Annotated in this window: 26 protein-coding genes; 18 read left to right on the top strand and 8 right to left on the bottom strand. The window is 61.7% G+C overall.

Annotated elements, in window-relative coordinates:
• Nucleotides 1-431: 431 nt before the first annotated feature.
• Nucleotides 432-695, bottom strand: a complete 264-nt coding sequence (gene rpsT / locus FIU86_RS19995; RefSeq protein WP_152476824.1) for a 30S ribosomal protein S20 — start codon at nucleotides 693-695, stop codon at nucleotides 432-434.
• Nucleotides 696-890: 195 nt separating this feature from the next.
• Nucleotides 891-1,757 carry a LysR family transcriptional regulator gene (locus FIU86_RS19990; protein ID WP_152476822.1) on the bottom strand — a complete coding sequence of 289 codons (867 nt, stop codon included), beginning with the start codon at nucleotides 1,755-1,757 and terminating at the stop codon, nucleotides 891-893.
• 102 nt (nucleotides 1,758-1,859) lie between these two features.
• Between FIU86_RS19990 and FIU86_RS19985 the strand changes: the two genes are divergently transcribed.
• Complete coding sequence (locus FIU86_RS19985; RefSeq protein ID WP_152476820.1) at nucleotides 1,860-3,173, top strand: serine hydroxymethyltransferase; 1,314 nt, start codon at nucleotides 1,860-1,862, stop codon at nucleotides 3,171-3,173.
• 36 nt (nucleotides 3,174-3,209) lie between these two features.
• Here FIU86_RS19985 and FIU86_RS19980 read toward each other — a convergent pair whose 3' ends face one another.
• Together FIU86_RS19980 and mutM are read right to left on the bottom strand one after the other, a co-directional pair.
• Entirely contained in the window at nucleotides 3,210-3,986 is a 777-nt protein-coding gene (locus tag FIU86_RS19980; protein ID WP_152476818.1) for an enoyl-CoA hydratase, read from the bottom strand.
• Between the two features lie 65 nt (nucleotides 3,987-4,051).
• A complete protein-coding gene (gene mutM, locus FIU86_RS19975; protein ID WP_152476817.1) occupies nucleotides 4,052-4,903 on the bottom strand; it encodes a bifunctional DNA-formamidopyrimidine glycosylase/DNA-(apurinic or apyrimidinic site) lyase in 852 nt (283 codons plus the stop codon).
• A gap of 95 nt (nucleotides 4,904-4,998) precedes the next feature.
• Between mutM and ubiE the strand changes: the two genes are divergently transcribed.
• From ubiE to FIU86_RS19955, 4 genes are all read left to right on the top strand, one after another.
• On the top strand, nucleotides 4,999-5,742 hold the full coding sequence (gene ubiE, locus FIU86_RS19970; protein ID WP_152476816.1) for a bifunctional demethylmenaquinone methyltransferase/2-methoxy-6-polyprenyl-1,4-benzoquinol methylase UbiE: 744 nt from the start codon (nucleotides 4,999-5,001) through the stop codon (nucleotides 5,740-5,742).
• 3 nt (nucleotides 5,743-5,745) lie between these two features.
• Entirely contained in the window at nucleotides 5,746-7,278 is a 1,533-nt protein-coding gene (gene ubiB / locus FIU86_RS19965; protein ID WP_152476815.1) for a 2-polyprenylphenol 6-hydroxylase, read from the top strand.
• A gap of 116 nt (nucleotides 7,279-7,394) precedes the next feature.
• Nucleotides 7,395-9,515: a YjbH domain-containing protein gene (locus tag FIU86_RS19960; protein ID WP_254703902.1), complete on the top strand. Its 2,121-nt coding sequence runs from the start codon at nucleotides 7,395-7,397 to the stop codon at nucleotides 9,513-9,515.
• Nucleotides 9,512-10,207, top strand: a complete 696-nt coding sequence (locus FIU86_RS19955) for a YjbF family lipoprotein (RefSeq protein WP_152476814.1) — start codon at nucleotides 9,512-9,514, stop codon at nucleotides 10,205-10,207. Before FIU86_RS19960 ends, FIU86_RS19955 begins: the two co-directional genes overlap by 4 nt.
• 163 nt (nucleotides 10,208-10,370) lie before the next feature.
• Here FIU86_RS19955 and FIU86_RS19950 read toward each other — a convergent pair whose 3' ends face one another.
• From FIU86_RS19950 to FIU86_RS19940, 3 genes are all read right to left on the bottom strand, one after another.
• Entirely contained in the window at nucleotides 10,371-10,601 is a 231-nt protein-coding gene (locus tag FIU86_RS19950; RefSeq protein WP_152476813.1) for a hypothetical protein, read from the bottom strand.
• 153 nt (nucleotides 10,602-10,754) lie between these two features.
• On the bottom strand, nucleotides 10,755-11,426 hold the full coding sequence (locus tag FIU86_RS19945; protein ID WP_152476812.1) for a flagellar hook capping FlgD N-terminal domain-containing protein: 672 nt from the start codon (nucleotides 11,424-11,426) through the stop codon (nucleotides 10,755-10,757).
• A gap of 21 nt (nucleotides 11,427-11,447) precedes the next feature.
• Nucleotides 11,448-13,442 carry a flagellar hook-length control protein FliK gene (locus tag FIU86_RS19940; RefSeq protein WP_254704036.1) on the bottom strand — a complete coding sequence of 665 codons (1,995 nt, stop codon included), beginning with the start codon at nucleotides 13,440-13,442 and terminating at the stop codon, nucleotides 11,448-11,450.
• Nucleotides 13,443-13,684: 242 nt separating this feature from the next.
• Between FIU86_RS19940 and FIU86_RS19935 the strand changes: the two genes are divergently transcribed.
• From FIU86_RS19935 to FIU86_RS19910, 6 genes are all read left to right on the top strand, one after another.
• A complete protein-coding gene (locus tag FIU86_RS19935) occupies nucleotides 13,685-13,912 on the top strand; it encodes a rod-binding protein (RefSeq protein WP_254704035.1) in 228 nt (75 codons plus the stop codon).
• Nucleotides 13,905-14,267 carry a flagellar protein FlgN gene (locus FIU86_RS19930; protein ID WP_152476810.1) on the top strand — a complete coding sequence of 121 codons (363 nt, stop codon included), beginning with the start codon at nucleotides 13,905-13,907 and terminating at the stop codon, nucleotides 14,265-14,267. The genes FIU86_RS19935 and FIU86_RS19930 overlap by 8 nt, the downstream gene beginning before the upstream one ends.
• A gap of 224 nt (nucleotides 14,268-14,491) precedes the next feature.
• On the top strand, nucleotides 14,492-15,802 hold the full coding sequence (locus tag FIU86_RS19925; protein WP_152476809.1) for a flagellin: 1,311 nt from the start codon (nucleotides 14,492-14,494) through the stop codon (nucleotides 15,800-15,802).
• 85 nt (nucleotides 15,803-15,887) lie between these two features.
• Nucleotides 15,888-16,304 carry a flagellar biosynthesis regulator FlaF gene (flaF, locus tag FIU86_RS19920; protein WP_152476807.1) on the top strand — a complete coding sequence of 139 codons (417 nt, stop codon included), beginning with the start codon at nucleotides 15,888-15,890 and terminating at the stop codon, nucleotides 16,302-16,304.
• 1 nt (nucleotide 16,305) lies between these two features.
• Nucleotides 16,306-16,722, top strand: a complete 417-nt coding sequence (gene flbT / locus FIU86_RS19915; protein ID WP_152476805.1) for a flagellar biosynthesis repressor FlbT — start codon at nucleotides 16,306-16,308, stop codon at nucleotides 16,720-16,722.
• The gene (locus tag FIU86_RS19910) at nucleotides 16,722-17,510 is read left to right on the top strand and encodes a DUF1217 domain-containing protein (RefSeq protein WP_152476803.1); all 789 of its coding nucleotides are present in this window, start codon (nucleotides 16,722-16,724) and stop codon (nucleotides 17,508-17,510) included. Before flbT ends, FIU86_RS19910 begins: the two co-directional genes overlap by 1 nt.
• Before the next feature lie 76 nt (nucleotides 17,511-17,586).
• On the opposite strand, the gene FIU86_RS19905 is transcribed toward FIU86_RS19910, so the two are convergent.
• Nucleotides 17,587-19,068 carry a FliI/YscN family ATPase gene (locus FIU86_RS19905; protein ID WP_152476802.1) on the bottom strand — a complete coding sequence of 494 codons (1,482 nt, stop codon included), beginning with the start codon at nucleotides 19,066-19,068 and terminating at the stop codon, nucleotides 17,587-17,589.
• 85 nt (nucleotides 19,069-19,153) lie between these two features.
• Here FIU86_RS19905 and FIU86_RS19900 point away from each other — a divergent pair, with 85 nt between their 5' ends.
• From FIU86_RS19900 to flgA, 7 genes are read left to right on the top strand one after another with little or no spacing between them, the layout of a single operon-like run.
• Nucleotides 19,154-19,540 (top strand): FlgB family protein, encoded by a 387-nt coding sequence (locus FIU86_RS19900; RefSeq protein WP_152476800.1) that lies wholly within the window; start codon nucleotides 19,154-19,156, stop codon nucleotides 19,538-19,540.
• A gap of 12 nt (nucleotides 19,541-19,552) precedes the next feature.
• Nucleotides 19,553-19,942, top strand: a complete 390-nt coding sequence (flgC, locus tag FIU86_RS19895) for a flagellar basal body rod protein FlgC (protein ID WP_152476798.1) — start codon at nucleotides 19,553-19,555, stop codon at nucleotides 19,940-19,942.
• Between the two features lie 12 nt (nucleotides 19,943-19,954).
• Nucleotides 19,955-20,245 carry a flagellar hook-basal body complex protein FliE gene (gene fliE / locus FIU86_RS19890; RefSeq protein ID WP_152476796.1) on the top strand — a complete coding sequence of 97 codons (291 nt, stop codon included), beginning with the start codon at nucleotides 19,955-19,957 and terminating at the stop codon, nucleotides 20,243-20,245.
• A gap of 4 nt (nucleotides 20,246-20,249) precedes the next feature.
• The gene (locus FIU86_RS19885; RefSeq protein WP_152476794.1) at nucleotides 20,250-20,519 is read left to right on the top strand and encodes a flagellar biosynthetic protein FliQ; all 270 of its coding nucleotides are present in this window, start codon (nucleotides 20,250-20,252) and stop codon (nucleotides 20,517-20,519) included.
• A 1-nt stretch (nucleotide 20,520) separates the two neighbouring features.
• Nucleotides 20,521-21,237, top strand: a complete 717-nt coding sequence (locus FIU86_RS19880) for a flagellar hook-basal body complex protein (RefSeq protein ID WP_152476792.1) — start codon at nucleotides 20,521-20,523, stop codon at nucleotides 21,235-21,237.
• Nucleotides 21,238-21,252: 15 nt separating this feature from the next.
• Complete coding sequence (gene flgG / locus FIU86_RS19875; protein ID WP_152476790.1) at nucleotides 21,253-22,038, top strand: flagellar basal-body rod protein FlgG; 786 nt, start codon at nucleotides 21,253-21,255, stop codon at nucleotides 22,036-22,038.
• Complete coding sequence (gene flgA / locus FIU86_RS19870) at nucleotides 22,038-22,460, top strand: flagellar basal body P-ring formation chaperone FlgA (protein ID WP_152476788.1); 423 nt, start codon at nucleotides 22,038-22,040, stop codon at nucleotides 22,458-22,460. The genes flgG and flgA overlap by 1 nt, the downstream gene beginning before the upstream one ends.
• The last annotated feature ends 10 nt before the right edge of the window (nucleotides 22,461-22,470 follow it).

Here is a 22,470-nt window from a genome sequence, read left to right as displayed (position 1 = left end):
CCCTTACAATTGCGTTCGCGGTTCGGTCGGCAAAAGGCAAACGACAACCCCTCACCCGAAACGGAGTCCCGGGCGAAAAGCCGTTTGGCCTGTATCTGAACGCTACCCAGCGCTGGCCTTGTCTCGTCCCCACAAGCGTGGACCAACCCGCATGAATCGCGCCAATTCCGTTGGACAATATGGCTCCCGACATCGGTCGGATACACCGGCATGATCAGAGCAGTTGATCCGTGTCCGGTGCGAGCGCCTGTCCCCCCAAGCGTGAATCGCTCTGGCAAATTAGCAATTGAGTCAGCAAGACGGCAACTGTTCTTAGCGCTTGACTCGATCTTTACCGCGAAAAAGTTGCTAGAACCCGAGTCGTTCATAGCCATAAAAAAAAGGTGCCGCGCGATTCGGCACCTTTTCCTTCAATAGCTTAGGGCCGTGTGTCAGCCGAGCGATTTCACCCGCGAAGACAGGCGCGCCATTTTCCGCGAAGCGGTGTTTTTATGAAACACTCCCTTCGAGACGCCGCGCATCAGTTCGGGTTGAGCAGTACGGAGCGCATTTTGTGCAGCTTCCTTGTCGCCGGACGCGATGGCTTCCTCGACTTTGCGCAGGAAGGTGCGAATCCGCGAGCGGCGCGCTTTGTTGACACTGAGGCGGCGGGCGTTCTGGCGCGCGCGCTTCTTGGACTGGAGAGTATTGGCCATGGTGTGAACCTTTTCGGGTCTGTCATTTCGTTTCAGATGTGCACGACGACAACCCGTTCCGGCAGGCCAAGTGGCCGGAATGATTCTGGCCAGAGCGGGCCGCACGCGCATGTATGGCGCAGGCGTATAGCGGCAAACGCAGCGAAAGCAAACAGCAAAGTTCCAGATATCCGGCCCTGTGCCCGCAAAGCGCGTTCAGCCGGCCTTCAGCAGCGCAGTTGCCAGATCTTCGGCCCCCGGTGCGGCGGTCAGGATCAGGGCCTTGCCCGTGGGAACCGCGATGTCGAACGGACAGACAAGTTGGCCTGCGTCCAGCGCGGTTTTTACCAGCACCCGGTGCGCCATCAATATGCCTGCACCCGCACGCGCCTCTTCCAATGCCATTGCGTAAAGAGAGAAGGACGCGCTGCCGGAATGGCCGGGAAGCGTCACCCCCGCCTGCGCGGCCCAGAGCGACCAATCGTCGGGCCAGGCCGCGTCGACAAGCAGGGTCTGCGCAGCAAGGTCACCCGGCGTTAGGATGCTGCGCGCCAGTTCCGGGGCGCAGACCGGGAAAATTTCGTCGCGGGCGAGCACGTGCTGCGCCTCAGTTTTGCTTGGCACTGCGATGAACAGGCTGAGATCGAACATGTCCCGCGACAGGTTGGGCGGAGTTTCAAGTGCCGTCACGGACATACGTGCCTTTGGCCGAACCGCGCGCAGCGCCGGCAACCGTGGCGCCAGCCAAAGCTGGGCGACCGAGGGCAGCGCCGCGATCTGAACCGTCTTGGCCGGCGCGACACCGCGCAAGGCCCGCGTGGCGCGACCAAGCTGGTCGAAAGCAGCCGTGAACTCCGGCAACAGGCTGGCCCCGGCCTTGGTCAGGCGCACACCGTGAGAACGGCGCTCGAAAAGCGGTGTTCCGGCCCAGTCTTCCAGCGTCTTGATGTGCTGCGACACCGCGCCCGGCGTCACGCACAGTTCCTCGGCCGCCAGAGCGAAGCCGCCCAGCCGGGCGGCGGCCTCGAACGCGCGCAGCGCATTGAGCGGCGGACCCTTGGGACGGGCAGGCGATACAGGCATTTAAATTAGCCTTAGTTTTTCTAATCTGGTAAATTCTTATTCTGCTTTGCGCCGCGCGTCGAGCCTCGGCATGATCCGGTCAAACCAACCGGAGTACCGACCATGACCCTTGCCCATCGCGACTGGGTGCCCGCCCCTAGCGAAACGCTTGTTCAGACCATCGCTACGCGCACGGCGTCGCAGGACAGCGAAACCATCGCGGCGCGGATCACGACCCTGGCCGAGGAAAATCGCAAGATCCACGAACGCGACTGTTTCAACCTGAACCCGGCGACGAACGTGATGAACCCGCGGGCCGAAGCCCTGTTATCGTCCGGTATCGGCTCGCGCCCGTCGCTGGGCTATCCCGGCGACAAGTACGAGATGGGGCTGGAGGCGATCGAAGAGATCGAGGTTATCGCAGCCGAACTAGTTGCCGAAATCTTTCAGGCGCGGTTTTCCGAGATCCGCGTGGCCTCGGGCGCGATGGCGAATCTCTACGCCTTCATGGCGACCTGCAAACCGGGCGACACGATCATCGCGCCGCCGGCCACGATCGGCGGGCATGTGACCCATCACCTTGACGGCTGTGCCGGGCTGTTTGGGTTGCGCACCGTGCCGGCGCCGGTCAACCCCGATGGCTACTCGCTGGACATAGACGCGCTGCGCACGATGGCAGGGGAGGAAAAACCCGCGCTGATCACCGTGGGCGGCTCGCTGAACCTGTTCGAACATCCCGTCGCAGAGGTGCGCACCATTGCCGACAGCGTGGGCGCGAAGGTCATGTTCGACGCGGCCCACCAATGCGGGATCATCGCCGGGCGTGCATGGAAGAACCCGCTGGACGAAGGCGCGCACCTGATGACGATGAGCACCTACAAGAGCCTTGGCGGCCCCGCAGGTGGCGTGATCGTCACCAACGAGACAGAGTTGGCCGAGCGGCTGGACGCCATCGCCTTTCCGGGCATGACCGCGAACTTCGATGCAGCCAAGTCGGCGGCGCTGGCGGTGTCGATGCTGGACTGGCGCGAGCACGGGCCGGCCTATGCGCAGGCGATGATCGACCTGTCCAATGCGCTGGCGGAGGCATTGGCCGCCAATGGCATTCCGGTTTTCAACACGCCGAACGGATACACCAGTTCGCACCAGTTCGCGGTCGAGGCGGCAAGGTTCGGCGGTGGTCAAGCCGCGTCAAAGACCTTGCGCAAAGCCGGTTTCCTGGCCTGCGGGATCGGCCTGCCCATAGCGGAGGTGCCGGGCGACATGAGCGGTTTGCGCATCGGCACACCCGAACTGGTGCGCTGGGGCGTTACCCCGGATGACGCGCCCGTACTGGCCAAGCTGATTGCCGAAGGGCTGAGCGGCGATCCCGAAGCCGTCGCTCCGCGCACGAGAGAAATGCGCGCGGGGTTCGACGAATTGCACTTTGTGATCTGAGGTTGTTGGGGGCGTGCATTGCACGGCCCCACCTTATCACTTGTCGCGGAACTGCGCTTCGCGTTTTTCGGCGAAGGCGGCCATGCCTTCCTTCTGGTCCTCGGTCGCGAAGAGCGAGTGGAACACGCGGCGCTCGAACAGCAGGCCTTCGGCCAGAGGCACCTCGTAGGAGCGGTTGACCACTTCCTTGACGGCCATGACGGCGATCATGGATTTTTCGGCGATCTTGCCGGCGGCGGCCATCGTCTCTTCCATCAGCTTTTTGGCCGGAACGACGCGGCTGACGAGGCCCGAACGGTCGGCTTCTTCGGCATCCATGAAGCGACCCGTCAGGTTCATGTCCATGGATTTGGACTTACCGATGAAGCGTGTCAGGCGCTGACTGCCGCCCATCCCGGCCATAACACCAAGGTTGATCTCGGGCTGGCCGAACTTGGCATTGTCCGCGGCGATGATGAAGTCGCACATCATGGCAAGCTCGCACCCGCCGCCCAGTGCATAACCCGACACGGCGGCGATGATCGGCTTGCGGATGCGCACTATGGCGTCCGCCTCGGGGCCGAAAAGGTTGCCAGCGAACACGTCCACAAAGGACTTTTCCGACATCATCTTGATATCCGCGCCGGCCGCAAAAGCCTTTTCCGAGCCGGTGATCACAATGCACCGCACCTTGTCGTTGCCTTCGGCATCCTGCAACGCATCCACAAGCTCGCCCAGCAACTGGTCGTTTAGGGCATTCAGGGCATCGGGGCGGTTCAGGGTAATCTTGGCGACGTGGTCTTCTACTTCGACGATGATCGTCTCATAGGCCATGAAATCTGCTTTCGCTTGTTTCTGTCAGACTTGAGTCATTACCATTTGGGTCAGTCGGATCAAGGTTATCTTTGGCAGGTCGCACAATAGAAGCTCGACCGGCCCGATTGCACGACGCGGCGCACATTTCCCGGGCATCCAGCGCGGCGGCAGGGGGCACCTTCGCGGTCGTAGACGTCGAAGCTGTGCTGAAAATATCCAAGCTCGCCATCGGCTTGGCGGAAATCGCGCAACGAGGATCCTCCTGCAAGGATCGCGTCGTTCAGCACGGCGCGGATGATCGGAACCAGTGCCGCGACCCGCTTGGCCGAGATACGTCTGGCGCGGCGCAGAGGCGAGATCCCGGCCCGGAAGAGCGCCTCGCAGACGTAGATATTGCCAAGGCCTGCCACGATTCGCTGATCCAGCAGGGCGGATTTGATCGGCGTGTTCTTATCCTTCAGCGCGGAGACCAGATAAGGCTCGTCGAACTGGTTGCCCAAGGGCTCGGGACCCAGTTTGGCCAGCAGAGGATGGGCCTCGGCGTTGTCGGTGGCCATCAGGTCCATCGCGCCAAAGCGGCGCGGGTCGTTGAAGGTGATGCGGGCTCCGTTGGCCATGTCGAGCACCACGTGGTCGTGTTTCTCCGTCGCGGGATGATCGTGCACGAACTGCCCCAGCGGATCGCCCGAGATCAGGATCCGGCCGGACATGCCGAGATGGATCAACAGCGTCTCACCCGACGACAGGTCGGCAAGGATGTATTTCGACCGTCGCCGCAGGGTCAGGACACGCTGCCCGGTCAGCCGCGTGGCCATACCCGGCGGAAAGGGCCAGCGCAGGTCGGGGCGATTGACCTGTGCCGACGCGATCACAGCACCGGTCATCGCAGGCTCCAGCCCGCGGCGCACTGTCTCGACCTCTGGCAATTCCGGCATTCCGCTCCCTCTGCGACCAAACGGGCGCATTGTAACCCGCCCCCGGCGACCTATAAGAAGGACTTGAGGATCAAACGGCAAGGCCGCGGGGATAAATGACCGGGAAAACAACGCATTTCGGATACGAGGACATCCCCGAGGAGGAGAAGGCAGGCCGCGTGCGCGGCGTGTTCGGCTCGGTCGCGTCGAAATACGACGTGATGAACGATGCCATGTCCTTCGGCATCCACCGCGTCTGGAAGGACGCGATGATGGACTGGCTGGCGCCGCGCCCGGGCCAGCGCCTGCTGGACGTGGCGGGCGGCACCGGCGACATCGCCTTTCGGTTCCTCAAACGCGCCGGGTCCGGCCACGCCACCGTGCTTGACCTCACTGAGCCGATGCTGGTCGAGGGGCGCAAGCGGGCCGAGGCGGAACAGATGGCCGGCAGCCTGGACTGGGTGGTGGGCGACGCGATGGCGCTGCCCTTTTCCGACAACAGTTTCGACGTCTACACGATCAGCTTCGGGATCCGGAACGTCACCCGCCCGCAGGAGGCCCTGAATGAGGCCTTTCGCGTGCTGAAACCCGGCGGGCGGCTGATGGTGCTGGAGTTCAGCCAGATCCCGAACGACCTGATGCAGAAGGTCTATGACCTTTATTCCTTCAACATCATTCCGCAGATGGGGCGGGCCATCGCCGGCGATCGCGACAGCTATCAGTACCTTGTGGAGTCGATCCGCAAGTTCCCGGACCAGGAAACCTTTCTGAACATGGTGCGCGAGGCCGGGTTCGAGCAGGCCAAGTACCGCAACCTCAGCATGGGAATCGCCTGCCTGCATTCCGGCTGGAAGATCTGAGCCATGCGCGGGCCGCATAATATCCTGCGCCTGATCCGCACGGGCGCCACGCTGGAACGCACCGGCGCCATGCGCCTGATCATGGATGCAATGGACGCGCCGCCCCTGGTGCGCGGCACCATGCGGTTTCTGGCCTGGCCGTTTCAATGGCTGGGCTACAAGGGCGACACCAATATGCCGCCCGCGCTGCGCGCGCTGACCGCCTTGGGACCGGCCTATATCAAGTTCGGGCAGGTCTTCTCGACCCGGCCAGACATCGTGGGCGATGCGCTGGCGCAGGAGTTGCGGGTGTTGCAGGACAAGCTCCCCCCCTTCGATGCGGAGGTGGCCAAGGCCAGTGTTGCCAGTTCGATGGGCCAGCCGGTCGACGCCGTTTTCTCGGAGTTCAGCGATCCGATTGCCGCCGCATCGATTGCGCAGGTGCATAAGGCGCGGCTGCGAGACACCGGACAGGACGTGGCGGTAAAGGTACTGCGCCCGGGAATCGAGCGGGCCTTTCGAAGAGACATCGACGCGTTCTATTTCGCGGCGCGGATGATCGAGGTGCTGTCCCCGTCCGCGCGCCGCCTGAAACCGCGCGACGTGATCGCCCATTTCGAGGGCGTGGTTAACGGAGAACTCGACCTTCGGCTCGAAGCGGCCTCGGCCAGCGAATTCACCGCCAACACCGCCGAGGACGAAGGCTTCAGCCTGCCGGCCGTCAACTGGGATATGTCCGGGCGGCGCGTGATGGTGATGGAATGGGCCGACGGGGCGCCGATGGGCGACAACGCCGCCATTGACGCCGCGGGCCATGACCGCGCAGAGCTTGGCGAACGGGTGTTGCAGCTGTTTCTGAAACACGCGCTGCGCGATGGTTTCTTCCACGCCGACATGCACCAAGGCAACCTGAAGGTCGCCCCGAATGGTGATATCATCGCCTATGATTTCGGCATCATGGGGCATATCGACGAATACACTCGCCGGGTCTATGCCGAGATCCTCTATGGCTTTATCAAGCGCGATTACCAGCGTGTCGCCGAAGTGCATTTCGAAGCCGGCTATGTGCCGCCCGACCGCGACGTGGACGAGTTTGCCCGTGCCCTGAGGGCCGTTGGAGAGCCGATTTTCGGCATGGACGCCTCGAAAATCTCGATGGGCGGACTTTTAAGCTATCTCTTTGAAGTCACGGAGAGATTCGGGATGGAAACCCGCACCGAGCTTATCCTTCTGCAACGCACGATGGTCGTTGTCGAGGGTGTCGCGCGCAGTCTCAACCCGCAGACCAACATCTGGCAGGTCGCCAAGCCCGTGGTCGAGGATTACATCCGCAAGAATATCGGCCCCGGCGCCGCGGTGCGCGATCTGCGCCGCACGCTGATGGTGTTGTCGCGCTATGGACCGCGCCTGCCGAAGATCGTGGAAAGCGCGTTGATCCGCCAATCGTCGCCCGAACCGGAACCAACACGCGGCTTGCGCTGGAAATCCGTGCTATGGCTGGGTCTGGGCATCACGCTTGGTGCCATGGCAACCTTGCTGGCAACGATATTTTTCTGAAGACGTGGCATTGATGTGACTCCTGCTATCTATCGAAAGACGCCACGCGTCGGGCGGTGTCGGAATCACACGTGCTTGGCTAACGTTGACGGGACGTCAATGGAGGGAAACGCGCAGTGATCCGCATACCGACACGCGTTTTGGTCGCGCTTGGGATGCTCGGTCTTCCGGCCGTGTCAATCGCCGACGATCTGATAACGCGGACGACCAACAACTATGGTACGCCCGGCGGCCTGATCGACATGCCCACGGCCGAAACCGCGCCCGACGGCGAGCTGACCACCAACGTCACCTATTTCGACGGGTTTTTCCGGACGACGCTGAGTTTCCAGATCACGGATCGGCTGTCCGGCAGCTTTCGCTATGCCGGAACCGAAGATATCACCCCGCAATTCTCGACCTATTACGACCGCAGTTTCGATCTGCGGTTCCGTCTGTTCAACGAGACCGATTTCACCCCTGCGGTGTCGGTCGGCCTTCAGGATTTCGTCGGCACGGGCCTGCTGTCAGGCGAGTATATCGTCGCCACCAAGTCGATCGGCGACCGCCTGCGCGTGACCGGCGGCCTCGGCTTCGGGCGGTTCGGCAGCTATGCAAGTGACGGCAGCGTCGGGACGCGCACGCCCTTCAGCTTTAACCAGGGTGGCACGGGCGGACAGTTCAATGTCGACGACTGGTTCCAGGGCGACTACGCGTTCTTCGGCGGGGCCAGCTATCAGGCGACCGACAAGCTTTTGCTGAGTGCCGAGTATTCCTCGGACAATTACGACACCGCGCAGGCTGCCGGCATCCTGAAACGGTCGATCCCGTGGAACTTTGCCGCGACGTACCAGATAAGCCCAAACACGTCGCTGCGGGCCTTTGCTCTGCATGGCGAGGAGTTCGGCGCATCGTTGACATTCAACCTCAATCCCAAGAACCCGGCGGTGAAGGGCGGCACGGAACTGGCGCCGCTGCCCGTTGCCGTGCGCGGTCCGCGCAGCGCCGAGGACCTGGGCTGGACCACGCAACCAGGCCGCGAACAGGCGATCACCGCATCGCTTGATCGCAGCCTTCAGCAATCCGATCTGGACCTCGAGGGCATGACCCTGAGCGGGCGATCCGCACATGTACGAATCCGAAACGACAAATACGACGCGACCTCCCAGGCATTGGGACGGACCCTGCGCAGCATGAGCCGCGAACTGCCCCCGTCGGTTGAGATGCTGCATGTCACGCTGATCGAGAACGGCATCCCGGCCAGTACGATGTCCTTCAGCCGGACCGACCTGGAGCGTCTGGAGCACCGGCCAGCACGCGAGGCGCTCGCCGCCGCACGCTTTACCGACACGCTGCGGTTTGGCGATTACCCCGACCCGTTTCCCACGACATATCCGCGGTTCGAATGGTCGATCGGACCGTACCTGCGCACGTCGCTGTTCGACCCCGGCAATCCACTTCGGGCCGATATCGGCATCCGCGCCAAGGCCAAGTATCACCTTGGATCGGGCTGGATCGTATCGGGATCTGTTGGGCAGAAGGTGATCGGCAATCTTGACGGCGCGGTGCGGCCAAACAACTCTCAGCTGCCTCAGGTTCGGTCGGACGTGGACCGCTACAACCGCACGGACGAGCCGTTTATCGAAAACCTTACGGTGGCAAAATACGGGCGCCTTTGGCCGGATTTCTACAGCCGAGTTACTGCTGGCTATCTGGAGCGTATGTATGCCGGTATCTCGGGCGAAGTCCTGTGGAAGCCGGTGGACAGCCGTCTCGCGTTGGGCGCCGAGATCAACTACACGCATCCGCGCGACTTCGACCAACAATTCGGTCTGCGCTCTCGCGTGACGCCCGGCGGCACGATCCCCGAGTTCAACGGCCACGTATCGGCCTATTACGACTTCGGCAACGGCTTTCACGGCCAGGTCGATGCGGGCCGTTACCTGGCGGGCGATTGGGGCGGCACGATTGCGCTGGACCGGGAATTCGCCAACGGATGGAAAATCGGCGCATTCGCCACCTTCACCGATGTTTCGGCCAGCCAGTTCGGCGAGGGGTCCTTCGACAAGGGCATCCGGTTCACCGTGCCACTGTCGTGGCTGGTGGGTACGCCGACAAAGCAGAAGGCAAGCGGCGTCCTGCGCCCCCTCACCCGTGACGGCGGCCAGCGGCTGGAGGTCGACGGGCGCCTTTACGAGACCATCCGCGAGTCGCACCGGCCGGAAGTTGCCAAAAGCTGGGGGAAATACTGGAGATGACGCCGAGCAAGACGCTACTTTTCGCAGTCGGGGTAGTAGCTGCGCTGTCTATGGCGGGCTGCACCAACACCCGGCAGGGCGTTTCGGTTCTGTCCGTCGGCAAGACCGTGATCGACTCGCGCCGCGCCAAGGGACAGACGAAAAAGGAAATTCCCGACAGCGTTGTCCAACGCGAGATACGTCGCGCATTGAGTTCGAGCGATGGTCCTTTCGCGCTTATGCAGATCGAAGGAACCGGCAGCGTCGCCGTGTTGCGTGTCATTGAAACGAACGGCCCCTACAGGACCTGGTCGGCCTGGGGGACGTCCGAGCGGCGCAGCGTCTCGACGCGCGGCGGTGTGATCACCTCGACGCGCGGGCTGGGCACAGACCTCATGTCGTCAAGCGTCAACGGCTTGCTTGGGATGCTCTCGCGTCGCCAGGACGGGATTGAACGGCAGGTTCTGCGGCATCTGGACGGCGAGAACCAGATCGCGGAAACCGAAGCCTATTGCGCCTTCACCCCCGATGGACGCCAGACTTACGAGGGTGGCGCGCTGAGGCTTGCGGTGACGCGTGTCGACGTTTTTTGCAAGACGGACACGGACACGTTCAACAATTACTACTTGGTCAGCGATTCAGGCAGAATCGTAGAGGCGCGCACCTGGCTTGGCGAAGGCCTGGGATATTTCACGCTGAGCCATCTGCGCTGAGCGCGGTGTTCCTGAACGCTTAGGCGCGCCCGCATCTTGAACATGGCAGCAGTTGGCCAGGGCGCTGTATGCGTGACCGCTTCATGTTATCGAGCTTCAGACCGGGAAAAAGAAAAACGGGCCTCGAAAGGCCCGTTTGAAAATAACCAAACGGTTGGACGAATTAGTTCGTCACCAAGCTCGTCGTCGTGGAAGAGCCGTCGGCCAGTGCCACGATAAGACCGGCGGCGACAACACCGACGACAACGTAAGTCACGCCGCCGATTTGCATCGTTTCGAGCGACTGGGTCGACACGAAGGGATCGTTGGTCGTGGCGGTTTCTTCTGCAACGGCCGGCGCAACCGAAGCTGCAACGACAGCGCTGGCTGCGATAAGTGTCGTAAGTTTCTTCATGACAGGCTCCATGTCATTTGGTTGCACGATGCCGAAGCACCTTTTCACTTCGCTTATCCCATAAAGCCGGGCGAAATAAAACCCATTCCTACAAGTTCCGGAAGAATCTGGCCTTTCGAGCCCAGCTGTTGCCGATCCGCCAAATTTTTCATCTTACCGCGGCAATCGCAGGCCAAGAAGAGCCGATGCCGGCACTTCCTGGCCGCTTTCCATGACCAGAACGGTTTGGCCTGCCTCCGTCCTGGCTTCAATGATGCGGCCATGGACCTGTGCCGGCGTCGAGCCGACAATTTCGTCGCCGGAGAAGGATTCGACACTGATATCGTACGTTCCCGAGGGCAGCAGCGTCCCATTTCGATCGCTGCCCAGCCACGCGATTTCCTCGCGATCGCCGGAAACTCCAAGGCGCTGTACCTCGGTGCCTGCGCTATCGCGTACAACCAGTTCGTGCCGGTCGGCAAGGGTATCACCAGAGACGGTCAGGGGCACCGGGGCGCCATCAAAAACAACGGGCGCGATCGCGCGACCTTCCATGCCGATCCAGCCCGACAGCTGCGACACGCCCATCAACCCCATCTGCGCGCCAAGGGCCGACAAAAGATCGTTTGTCTGAACCTGCTGTTCCACGCTGGAGAACGTGGCCAGTTGCGTCGCGAATTCCGTGGACTCCATCGGATTGAGCGGATCCTGGTTTTCCATTTGAACGGTCAGCATTCGGATGAAGGTTTCAAAGTCCGAACTCAGTACGGATGATCCGCCTGCGGAAGATGCGGCAGCGCGCGAGGCGGTCCCACCGGCGCTCGCCGAAAGTGTGGAAATATCCATGAGAATGTCCTTCCAGGTTGATCAAAGACGAATGTCGACACGGTCAAGCGCGATCCGCGTCGACGCGTTGGTTGGTGCGGCGGACCCTGTCGAATCGACTTCGAGCGTGGCCCCTTCGCGGTGGTAGGATCCGCGATCTTCGTCGCTGCCTTGATCCGACCGTGCGTCACTGCCTTGGTCAAACGAGAATTCGGCCGCCCCATAGCCGATCTCCTGAAACTCTTGCGCGAGAATATCAGTATGCCTGCGCAGCAGGTCCAAGGTTTCGGGCCTGTCGGCCAGCACGGTGACGATCACGCCGGTGTCGCCGGTCTGCAAGTTGATCCGGACACGCCCAAGCTCGACCGGGTTCAACCGGATCTCGACACTTTTGTCGGCGCCGCTGCGAAACCCGCTTGCAAGTTGCTCCGCGACATGGCGCGGCAGTTCTGGTGAGAGCGCTGACATGGGGGCATTGGGACGCAGCGGCGCACTGGTCTCGACCTGGCTGGTCAAGGCGCCGGATGCACTCGTTCGGCTGGCGTCGACCTCAAGCCCGCGCGACCACTCCTCACCCAGACGATTTGCGCCGGGTATTTGAGAAACCATGGCTGGCGTGGTGGTCATGGGCGCTGCCGGCGTCTTGGGCCCGTCGGATTGCCCCGCCGGCCCCTTGCCTGAAGAAGACGTCACCTCCGGCTCTGCAGCAGGCCGAACCCTGGTTTCCGACTGCGGCATATCTTGTCGAACTGATGGTGAGGCGCCTGACTGGACGATGCCCTGACCGTTCTGTGTTCGGGCCGTAGGCGCGTCGCGCACGATAGACGCATCGGACCCCGCGCGCGCGGTTCCGGCCACGGAAAGCGCGGTACGCTCGGCAGCAAGCTGGGCCACCGCGACGATCGTAGCGGAACCCTCTGACGATGGTGAAGCGAACTTGGTTACAGTCGTCGGCCCGTTGTCTAGGCGGGCGGGCCGCAGCAGCTTGGCCATGTCTGCTTCCGGCGCCGACGGCTTGGGCAAAGTAAGACTGTTTTCGCTCGGCTGCTTCTGCAAATCTGTTGGCGCGGTAGCCTCCGGTCTTAAAAAGGAGTGCCCCTGGATCACCGCGTCACTCTTGGCACGCGCGGCGGGCTGAGTGGTGCCGATGCTCTCGGCGGTTGCGGCATCCCTGGCTGGCGTCGCCACCTGCGCCGTATCCGACTTGGCGATGACATTTTGCCCTTCAGCCGAGATGCGGCGCGCGCCATCCATGTCACGTTGCTGTGTGGCACCGATTTCGGCGCACGAATGGACATCTTCGGCAACTGAGGCACTGGTCCGAGATGCATAATGGGACGCCGCGGGGTGCGATATCGCACCGGAGACCGGTGCCGTGCTTGCTGCAGAAACGTGGCGATCGCTTTCAGCGAGTTTTGTAGCCTGCGACGCCAGCAGAATTGACGCCTCGGCGCCCATCGCGCTGGGTACGCCGGCACGGTCTGCGATCCCGTCACGGCCCGGTTCCTCAGGCCAAAGCAATGCCGGAGGCTCGGACACATTTCTTTGGAGCGTGCTTTCACGGCCCGGCACGGAATTTTGCAACACGTCGCGGTTCTCTGTCGTATGCCCCGCTTCGGTTTCTTGAAGTGCGGAGTCGGGCTGACCTGAAGGGTCGCGACCCATGTCGCCGGGTGCCGCAATAATCGACGGCGCGACCGACGTGGGCGGTCCGCCATCGCGATGTGGCGTATCCTGCTTTGCAATCTCACCCTCTTCCGACTGAGCAAGAATAGACCGAGTTTCGGGGCCCCGACCGCTGTCGCGCGCGACAAGGGCATCGGTATCAGCTTCGTCACCGTCGTCTACGGCGACATCATTAGCCGAATCACCCAGCTCGTCAGGCGCATTTTCGGCAATATCCGCTTCTGGCCGTAAACTTTCGGGAACAACTTCCGGAGAAGGGCGTGACCGGCCCTCGGCGAAAATCGAAGCGAAGCTGGCCGGCCCGGATTTGCCGTCGGGCCTGTCACCTTCCGGCACCATGTCGGGTATCACCAAGGTGCCGCCTTTTCGCGGAGTGGTGGCAGTCTCGGTTGAGTGTATGTGCAACATTCGTGAGCTCCGGGATTTCTTCCTCGTCCATCGAACTTCGCAGAGGTTGATTACCAGTTCTTTACCGCTTTGGTGTCAAATGCAGGAAACTTCGCAGCATTCGAGGGATTCTGGTGACCGATCATTTACCCATCAAACCCACGCCGGGCACACCACCCGCGAAACGTGATGTTTCATCTTCGTCTTTGGACGCGGCGCGCACGGCTGCCGAGAAGCTCGAGGCAACGTTTCTTGCCGAGATGCTCAAGGCCGCCGGTTTCGGCGAGCAGGTAAATTCCTTTTCCGGCGGCGAGGGAGAAGACCAGTTTGCCTCGTTTCACCGCCAGGCCATTGCGGACAAGATCGCCAAGGCCGGAGGAATTGGCCTGTCCGAACACTTCCTGAGGTCAATGATGGAGACAAGAAATGAGTGACGACTCCTCTGCGCAAGCGCTGGTCGATGAACTGGACGTGCTTCTGGATGCCGAGCGGCAAGCGGTTCTGAGCGGAAATCTGGACGAGATGGCGCGCCTGCTGGAGCGCAAAGAAGCGCTGATCGACCTGCTGGGTCAGCTCGATGCCGAGGATTCGGCCGTAATATCGGACATTCAGGACAAGCTTTCTCGTAATCAGTTGCTGCTTGACGGCGCCTTGCAAGGCATCCGTCGGGCCTCGGCACGGCTTGCGGCGGTGCGAAAGGTCCGCCGCTCACTGGAAACCTACGGCGAGGACGGGCAGAAAAAAACCATCGACGCGCAAGTCGCGCGCCAGCTGGAAAAACGCGCGTGAGCGTTGCACCAAGTTTGCCGCGTATTTGTCTTAAATGCCAGTCACACGCCCGATCGACTTTAGGACTCTCTTAGCACTTTGACGGCATTCCTCGGGCTGCATCCCAGGGCGGATGGCGCGATGCCGACGACGCGCATCGCAAACGTCAGAACGACTTTCAGAACCACCGCTCCGGGCGGTGAAAGTGTATCGGCGTAAAAGCGTCGCAGCAAAAGGACTATGCTATGTCAAGCATTCTGACGAACAACAGCGCAATGGTTGCCCTGCAAACGTTGCGTTCGATCAACTCCAACCTGGCATCGACCCAGGCGGAAATCTCGACCGGCAAAACGGTCGCAAGCGCCAAGGACAACTCGGCCGTCTGGGCCATCTCGAAGGTGATGGAAGCGGACGTCAAAGGCTTTCAGTCGATTTCGGACAGCCTCGCACTGGGCGAATCCACCGTTGCGGTGGCCCAGAACGCGGCCGAAACCATCTCGGACCTTCTGACGGATATCAAAGGCAAGATCGTAAATGCCCAAGAGGCGAACGTCGACCGCGACAAGATCCAGGCGGACATCGACGTTCTGCGCGATCAGATTTCGGCCGTCTCGGGTGCTGCCCAGTTCAATGGTTTGAACCTGCTCTCGAACCGTGAAAACGAAGCTGGCACCGGCACCGTCGAAATCCTGAGCTCGCTGGACCGCGCCTCGAACGGCACGGTTGGCGTCAGCTACATCGATGTCGGCAAGAACGATCTTGGCACTGAAGTCACCGACTACTCCGTCGGTACCGCGACAGCTGCAGGCTCCGCTACCACTGTGAGCGGTGGAATCGACAATGGCACAGCCGTCACGCTGACCGCTGCCGGTACCCCGCCGACGACAGATCTGGTCGTCGACACTGTCGAGGCAGGCACTGCGGTGCAGATCAACATCACGGGCTCGGCAGGCGCGATCGATTCTTCGTTCGACGACTCGGCGCGTGCGATCTCTTTCGTTGCACGCGACGGTGACACCCAAGCCGATATGGCCAATGCGTTGGCCGACGCATTCAATGAACGGGTCGCAAGTGCAATTGACGCAGGCAACATTCCATCCGGGAGCACCATCGGTGCCGCGGTGACCGTTGCAGCGGACGGCGTGGCCACCATCACCTTCACCGGCTCCTCGACCGGCGGCAACAACTTTGCGCTGCAGGCCATTGAGACGGTGGGTGTGAGCCAGGGCGGCGGCCTGGAAGACCTGGCTGATATCGACGTGACGACGGATGAAGGCGCTGATGCGGCACTGGAAGACATCGAAGGCCTGATCCAGACAGCAATCGACTCGGCAGCTGATTTCGGCTCGGTGCGCGGCCGGATCGAAACCCAGGCGGAGTTCGTCCTGAACCTGACGGACTCGCTCAAATCCGGGATCGGGTCGCTGGTCGACGCCGACATGGAAGAAGCGTCGGCGCGTCTGCAGGCCCTTCAGGTGCAGCAGCAGCTGGGCGTTCAGGCTCTGTCCATCGCCAACAGCGCACCGCAACAGCTGCTTAGCCTCTTCCGGGGTTAACACAGCAGGGAGCGCCCTCTCGCACAGGGGGCGCTTCCAATCTTCTGAACAGGTCTGATGCATAAACCTCCCGAAGGAGAAAGCCGTGAACGCCACGCTGAAAGCGCAAAACGCCTATCGCGACGAGGCCCAGCCGATACGTACGGATCGCGACAACGAATATGATGCCTTCGCGCGCATCACCAGCCGGCTGAAAGCCGCCGCGGATCGAGGCCCCAGCGGCTTCAAGGCACTGGCCGCCGCAATTTACGACAATCGGCGGCTTTGGACCGTGCTTGCGAGCGATGTCGTAAGCAAGTCCAATGCCCTGCCTCCGGAAATTCAGGCCCGTATCCTTTATCTTTCTGAGTTCACGCGCATCCACAGCGCCAAGGTGCTCAGCCGTACGGCCTCGGTCGCCCCCCTTGTCGAAATCAACACCGCCGTAATGAAGGGTCTGCGCCGCCCTAACGCCGTCAACACCGGCCGGACCTCTGCACGGCCCGCCCAGGAGTGTCTGTGACATGAGCGGACTTGTCCTGAAACTCAGCCCGAGGGAACGTGTCCTGGTCAATGGTGCGGTCATCGAGAACGGCGAACGTCGCTCGCGCCTGTCAATCATGACACCAAACGCCAACATTCTACGTCTGCGCGATGCCATTCACCCGGAAGAGGCCACCACGCCGGTACGTCGCGCCTGCTATGCCGCGCAGCTTGTTCTGTCCGGCGATCATAGTGCGGAGGACTCCCGGATGCAGCTGCTCAAGCGGATCGAGGAACTGAGCCAGGTCTTTACCGACCCGGATAGCAGGGCCAACCTGACCAAGGCGACAGAGGCTGTCATCGAAGGCCAGCATTATCAGTGCCTCAAATCGCTGCGAAGCTTGATACCACGAGAGGACAGGGTGCTCGCGCATAGCAAGGTCCAGGGGACTATCTGATGTTCCAGCCGGTCATTCCAATGTCCGGTCTGGCCGGATGGATGTTTCTGCAACGTACCGCCGACAGCCAGTCAGAGGCGTTCAACAACTCTCCACGCATCGTTCGCGACACCGAATATTTCGAAGTGACGATCGGCCAGGTTACAAGCGCTGAGGAGCTGGTCGAGGACCGGCGTCTTCTGCGCGTCGCGCTCGGAGCATTCGGGCTACAGGACGATCTCAACAACCGATACCTGATCCGCACGGTTCTGGAGCAAGGCACCGAGTCGAACGACGCACTGGCAAACAGGCTTTCTGATGACCGGTACCAACGTTTTGCAGAGGCATTCGGGTTCGGCAACAGCGGCGGCGCCCGTACGCAAGACCCGCTCTTTGCCGCAGATATCACTGCCAGGTTCCGGGCGCGTTCTTTCGAAGTGGCCGTCGGCGAGCAGAACGAGTCCATGCGGCTGAGCCTGAACGCGGATCGCGAGCTTGCGGACCTGGCCCAGTCGGACGGCTCCGAAGACACCAAATGGTTTCGGATTCTCGGGACCCCGCCTCTGCGCTCTGTCTTTGAAACCGCACTCGGGCTACCGGACGGCTTCGGTCAGTTGGACATTGATCGGCAGCTTGAAATTTTCAAGGACAAGTCACGCAGCACTTTTGGGCTAGAGAATATCAACGATCTGGCCGAAGACGGCGCGCGTGAAGACTTGGTCCGGGCGTTCCTGGTTCGCGATCAGCTCAAGGCGATCTCGTTCCAATCCTCCACGTCCATTGCCTTGACGCTGTTGCAGGCCCGCTGATCTGAGTTCATCAGAACCGTCACCCCAGCCGCACTGTGGATGTGCGACTTCTGCCGCCTGGGAACCGCATTTTCACCTACCGCAGCGCGATATTTCTAGCGGCGCCACCTTCGCGGGTCAGGGACTGACCGGCCTTCTGGACAGCTTTGTTTTGGCCAGCGGAAACTCGTGCGCCGGAATTCTGACCGTCCGAGCCCTGCGTCCCCTTTTGCATCTGCTTCGAGCGTGTACGCTCATGCCCGGCGCGGCGCAGAAGCAACGCCAGACGATTGAAACTGTTCTGCGCGGAGACAGGCTCTGGTTCCGCCAAAAATGCATCCAGTTCGGGCCAGACACGGATTGCCTGATCCAGTGTCGCATCGGATCCTTCGGCATAAAGACCGGCCCGGATCATAGTTTCCGACTTGGCGTAGGCCCCCAAGAGACCACGTGCCTGAGCGATCAGGGCATTCTCGTCATCGCTGGCGGCCCGAGGCAGGCTGCGGGACACCGACCGCAGCAAATCGATCGCCGGGTATCGTCCGCGTTCTGCTATCGCGCGATCCATGACCACATGGCCGTCAAGGACACCCCGCAAGATGTCCGCCACCGGCTCGTCCATGTCCGACCCGGCGACCAATACGCTGAAAAGCGCCGTTATGTCGCCCGAATGACCCGACCCGGTGCCGGCGCGCTCGCAAAGCGACATGATCATGTGCGCTGTCGAGGCCGGGAAACCGCGAAGCGCCGGCATCTCGCCCGCGGCGGTCGCCACCTCCCTGTGCGCTTCGGCAAAGCGAGTGATCGAATCTGCCAAGAAGAGAACCTGACGCCCAGTGTCCCGAAAATACTCGGCCACACACATTGCCGCCCAGGCGCAGCGGCGTCGCACGATAGGCGATTGATCGGATGTTGCTGCCACGATGACAGACCGCGCCATACCCTCCGGCCCCAGAACATTTTCCACGAACTCGCGCAATTCGCGTCCCCGTTCGCCGATCAGGGCAAAGACAACGATATCTGCCTGCATGTTACGCCCAAGATGGCCAAGCAGGCTTGATTTACCTACGCCCGAACCGGCAAACAGGCCAATCCGCTGCCCGCGAACAATAGGAAGGAACGTGTTGAAGACAGCCATCCCGCTTTCCAGCCTTTCGCCCAGGCCACGCCGTTGGGCGGCCGGGGGCGGGTCGCGGCGCAACGGATAGTTTCGATTTCCGCGCCCGAGCGGCGCACCGTCGAGCGGAGCGCCGAACGGATCGATGATTCGCCCAATCCAGTCCTCGCTCGGCCACAGAAGCGGCGGCTGGCCAAGCGATACCCTGTCGCCTAGCGAAATGCCTTCCGGCGATGCGTCCGGCAGAACAGTTACGAGGTCAGCCGACATGCGCAGGATCTCTCCGCGCACCGAAAGGCCGTCGCGCCCATGCACGTTGACCCTGTCGCCCATCTTGGCCACGTTCGAGAGCCCGCCCACGCCGATCACGTTTCCCTCGATACTGCGCACGCGTCCGACACTGCGCACCGGTTGCAGATCGGCAATTTCGGATCGCAGGGCGATCAGGTCGGGCAAATTCATTTTCGGCTCCTCTGGGCTCATGCGAACCATTTCTAAAGGAATCACGGTTAAGCCTTGATTGAAGCCAATCGAGGGAGAAGCCCCGATGTTTGAAAATCTCGAAGTCTTTCGCATGGCGCACGCGATGGCCAAGCACGCCGGCGCACGTCAGAACGTGATTGCCAGGAACATGGCCAATGCCGATACGCCGGGTTACGTCGCGCGCGATATCGCGCCTTTCCAGGCGGAGTTAGAGACCAAAACTCCGACCTTTGCACAGGCCGCCACCCGCGCGCGCCATCTGAACGGCGCCGCCCAAACCGGCGGATATGAAGTGCTCGAACGCCGCGATGCGATAAGCGACCCGAACGGCAACGCCGTGTCGGTCGAAAGCGAGATGCTGCACGCGGTGGACACCAAGCGCCAGCATGACCGCGCGGTCACGATCTATAAATCCGCAATGACAATCCTGCGCACCGCGGTGCGCCGATAATACGAGGCATAGATGAGCGATCTCGGACAATCCCTCTCCGTCTCTGCAACGGCCCTGAAGGCACAAAGCCAGCGGCTGCGGCATGTGTCGGAAAACATCGCGAATGTCGACACGCCCGGCTATCGCCGCAAACTGATCTCTTTCGAAGAGATTGCCCGCGGGCGCGAGGCTGGCGGCGTTGAAACCGGTCGCGTGCATCTCAGCCGCAGAGACCTTGAAGAGATCTTTGACCCTTCGCACCCGATGGCCGACGAGACCGGCCATTTCGACGGGTCCAACGTCAACCTCGTGATCGAGCTTGCCGACGCCCGCGAGGCCCAGCGCAGCTACGAAGCGAACCTGAAAATGTTCGAGCAGGCCCGGCAGATGTCGTCCAGCCTGCTTGACCTGCTACGTCGATAGAGGAGTTCCAGAATGGATATCAAACCTATCAATGCTGCCCAAAACTATGCAGCAGCGCGCCCGGCGACCGAGCCGAATGCCGGTCAGGGGGACGTGGGCGAGGCCGGCAAAGGCCTCGCCCGTGATTTCGCCGCAACACTTCAGGATGCCGAGTTCACGGCCAAGGCCGCGATGAGCGGAGAGGCCGACCCCCACGCCCTGGTCCAGGCCCTGGCGCAAACCGAGCTTGCCGTGGAAACCGCTGTGACAGTCCGCGACAAGGTTGTCGAGGCCTACCAGGAAATCCTGCGAATGCCGGTGTAATTCGATGTCGGAAGAGGTCATTTTTTTCGACACCTTGCGCCAGGGGCTTTGGGTGGCGGTTATAACCTCGCTTCCGATCCTTTCGGTGGCGCTGGTGGCGGGTCTCTTCGTCGGATTGTTCCAGGCACTGACCTCGATCCAAGAGCTGACGTTGACCTTCGTTCCGAAACTGGCGGCAATCGTCGCGGTATTTTGGCTGACGATGGGCTTCATGACACAAACGCTGGTCAGCTTTTTCCAGGACCGCGTGGTCCCCCTGATAATCGGAGGCTGATTTGGAAAGCGCGTTCTACACGACCCTCACCCGTCAATCGGGCCTGATGCGGGAAATGCGAACCATCGCGAACAATATCGCGAACAGTTCGACCACAGGCTACCGGCAGGAGGGCTTGATTTTTGCCGAGCATATCGTGGGCGTCGACAATGGCCCGTCCCTGTCAATGGCCACAGCAAACGTGCGCAACACGTCCTACGCCCAAGGCACCCTCACGCAGACTGGCAGCGCGCTTGACCTGGCGGTCGAAGGGGACGGCTTTTTCCTTGTCGAAACCCCCGCTGGCGAGCGCCTGACCCGCAACGGAAGTTTCGCGGTCTCTGCCGAAGGTGATCTTGTGACCAATGACGGGTACAGTGTGCTGGATGCTGGCGGTGCGCCGGTCTTCATCCCGCCGGACGGCGGCACGCTGGGGATATCCGGCGACGGCACCATAAGCTCGGATGGGCGGCTGATCGGCCAGGTCGGGCTGGTGATGCCCACAGACATGACAGCGATGGTCCGGGAGGGCGGCGTGATGTTCCGCTCCGACGCCGGCGTCGAGCCTGTTCTCGATCCACTGATACGGCAGGGATTTCTCGAAAGCTCCAATGTCGAGCCTCTCGGCCAAATCGCGCGAATGATCGAAGTGCAGCGTGCCTACGAGATGGGACAGAGCTTTATCGAAGCGGAACACGAACGCATTCGCACCGCACTTCAGACGTTCGTCGCCAAGTAGCCAAAGGAGATTGCCATGCGTGCCCTGAAAATCGCCGCAACCGGTATGGCGGCCCAGCAGATGCGGGTCGAAACCATTTCGAACAACCTCGCAAACATGTCCACGACCGGCTATAACACCCGCCGAGCCGAGTTCGCGGACCTGCATTATCAACAACTGGCACGCCCCGGCACGGTCAACGCCGCCGACGGCACCCTTCTGCCCACCGGCGTGCAACTGGGCCTCGGCGTCAGGCCCGCAGCCATATCCGTCAACCTTGCGCAAGGCTCGCTTTCGGCAACCGGTGGCGATCTCGACATCGCAATCGAGGGTAACGGGTACTTCGAAGTGGCGCTACCATCCGGACAGGCGGCCTATACGCGTGACGGTGCGCTGAAGCGATCGGCAGACGGGTTGATCGTCACGTCCGACGGCTATCCCGTCGCGCCTGAAATCACGATTCCCGACGATGCGCGTAGCATCTCGATCAACGGCGCAGGCGAGGTCTACGCTTATTTTGCCGAAGCAACCGAGGCGCAGCTTTTGGGGCAACTCAACCTGGCCGGCTTTACCAACGCCAAGGGGCTGGAAGCGATCGGCGCCAATCTCTTCCTTGAAACCGAAGCATCCGGCGCTGCTCTTGCCAGCACACCGGGCCAGGACGGCCTGGGCACAGTGCGGCAAGGATACCTGGAGGACAGCTCTGTCGACCCTGTGCGCGAGATTACTGAACTTATCGAGGCTCAGCGCGGTTACGAGTTGAACGCAAAGGTCATTACAGCCGCCGACCAGATGCTCAGCGCCACGACGCAGGTCCGCTGATGCGGCTCTGTCTTTCGCTGATCTGCATTGGCCTCGCTGGCGGCGGCGCGAGGGCCGACACTGTCGTCGCGGCCCAGACGATCCGTGCGCAAACGGTCCTCACGGTCGAACACCTAGCGATGAAACGCGGCGAGGTCCCCGGCGGCATCGAAGATCCCGATTTGCTGGTGGGAATGGAGACGCGCACAGCGCTCTATGCCGGCCGCCCCATCCGACACGGCGATGTGGGGCCGCCGGCCATCGTGGAACGCAATCAGATCGTGCCCCTGATCTTCGAAGCGAACGGCCTGCGCATTACAACCGAGGGGCGGTCGCTCGATCGTGCTGGCGTCGGAGAGTACGTCCGGGTCATGAACATGTCGTCGCGCAATACCGTCTCGGGACGGGTCAGTCGCTCTGGCCAGGTTCTGGTCGCTCATTAGGATAGTGTGA

This window comes from Roseovarius sp. THAF9, assembly GCF_009363715.1.
In the GTDB taxonomy this organism is placed as follows: domain Bacteria; phylum Pseudomonadota; class Alphaproteobacteria; order Rhodobacterales; family Rhodobacteraceae; genus Roseovarius.
The sequence above is the reverse complement of the archived record's forward strand: the minus strand, read 5'-3'. Positions and strand labels throughout refer to the sequence as shown.

What these genes read in the sequence shown, in the direction of transcription:
- FIU86_RS19955 (WP_152476814.1), top strand. Translation starts at nt 9,512, where the DNA reads ATGACGCCGAGCAAGACGCTACTTTTCGCAGTCGGGGTAGTAGCTGCG.
- flgG (WP_152476790.1), top strand. Translation starts at nt 21,253, where the DNA reads ATGCGTGCCCTGAAAATCGCCGCAACCGGTATGGCGGCCCAGCAGATG.
- ubiE (WP_152476816.1), top strand. Translation starts at nt 4,999, where the DNA reads ATGACCGGGAAAACAACGCATTTCGGATACGAGGACATCCCCGAGGAG.
- FIU86_RS19925 (WP_152476809.1), top strand. Translation starts at nt 14,492, where the DNA reads ATGTCAAGCATTCTGACGAACAACAGCGCAATGGTTGCCCTGCAAACG.
- FIU86_RS19990 (WP_152476822.1), bottom strand. Translation starts at nt 1,757, where the DNA reads ATGCCTGTATCGCCTGCCCGTCCCAAGGGTCCGCCGCTCAATGCGCTG.
- FIU86_RS19905 (WP_152476802.1), bottom strand. Translation starts at nt 19,068, where the DNA reads ATGAATTTGCCCGACCTGATCGCCCTGCGATCCGAAATTGCCGATCTG.
- FIU86_RS19930 (WP_152476810.1), top strand. Translation starts at nt 13,905, where the DNA reads ATGAGTGACGACTCCTCTGCGCAAGCGCTGGTCGATGAACTGGACGTG.
- FIU86_RS19910 (WP_152476803.1), top strand. Translation starts at nt 16,722, where the DNA reads ATGTTCCAGCCGGTCATTCCAATGTCCGGTCTGGCCGGATGGATGTTT.
- rpsT (WP_152476824.1), bottom strand. Translation starts at nt 695, where the DNA reads ATGGCCAATACTCTCCAGTCCAAGAAGCGCGCGCGCCAGAACGCCCGC.
- ubiB (WP_152476815.1), top strand. Translation starts at nt 5,746, where the DNA reads ATGCGCGGGCCGCATAATATCCTGCGCCTGATCCGCACGGGCGCCACG.
- FIU86_RS19945 (WP_152476812.1), bottom strand. Translation starts at nt 11,426, where the DNA reads ATGGATATTTCCACACTTTCGGCGAGCGCCGGTGGGACCGCCTCGCGC.
- FIU86_RS19985 (WP_152476820.1), top strand. Translation starts at nt 1,860, where the DNA reads ATGACCCTTGCCCATCGCGACTGGGTGCCCGCCCCTAGCGAAACGCTT.
- flgC (WP_152476798.1), top strand. Translation starts at nt 19,553, where the DNA reads ATGAGCGATCTCGGACAATCCCTCTCCGTCTCTGCAACGGCCCTGAAG.
- FIU86_RS19900 (WP_152476800.1), top strand. Translation starts at nt 19,154, where the DNA reads ATGTTTGAAAATCTCGAAGTCTTTCGCATGGCGCACGCGATGGCCAAG.
- mutM (WP_152476817.1), bottom strand. Translation starts at nt 4,903, where the DNA reads ATGCCGGAATTGCCAGAGGTCGAGACAGTGCGCCGCGGGCTGGAGCCT.
- fliE (WP_152476796.1), top strand. Translation starts at nt 19,955, where the DNA reads ATGGATATCAAACCTATCAATGCTGCCCAAAACTATGCAGCAGCGCGC.
- FIU86_RS19885 (WP_152476794.1), top strand. Translation starts at nt 20,250, where the DNA reads ATGTCGGAAGAGGTCATTTTTTTCGACACCTTGCGCCAGGGGCTTTGG.
- flgA (WP_152476788.1), top strand. Translation starts at nt 22,038, where the DNA reads ATGCGGCTCTGTCTTTCGCTGATCTGCATTGGCCTCGCTGGCGGCGGC.
- flbT (WP_152476805.1), top strand. Translation starts at nt 16,306, where the DNA reads ATGAGCGGACTTGTCCTGAAACTCAGCCCGAGGGAACGTGTCCTGGTC.
- FIU86_RS19950 (WP_152476813.1), bottom strand. Translation starts at nt 10,601, where the DNA reads ATGAAGAAACTTACGACACTTATCGCAGCCAGCGCTGTCGTTGCAGCT.
- FIU86_RS19980 (WP_152476818.1), bottom strand. Translation starts at nt 3,986, where the DNA reads ATGGCCTATGAGACGATCATCGTCGAAGTAGAAGACCACGTCGCCAAG.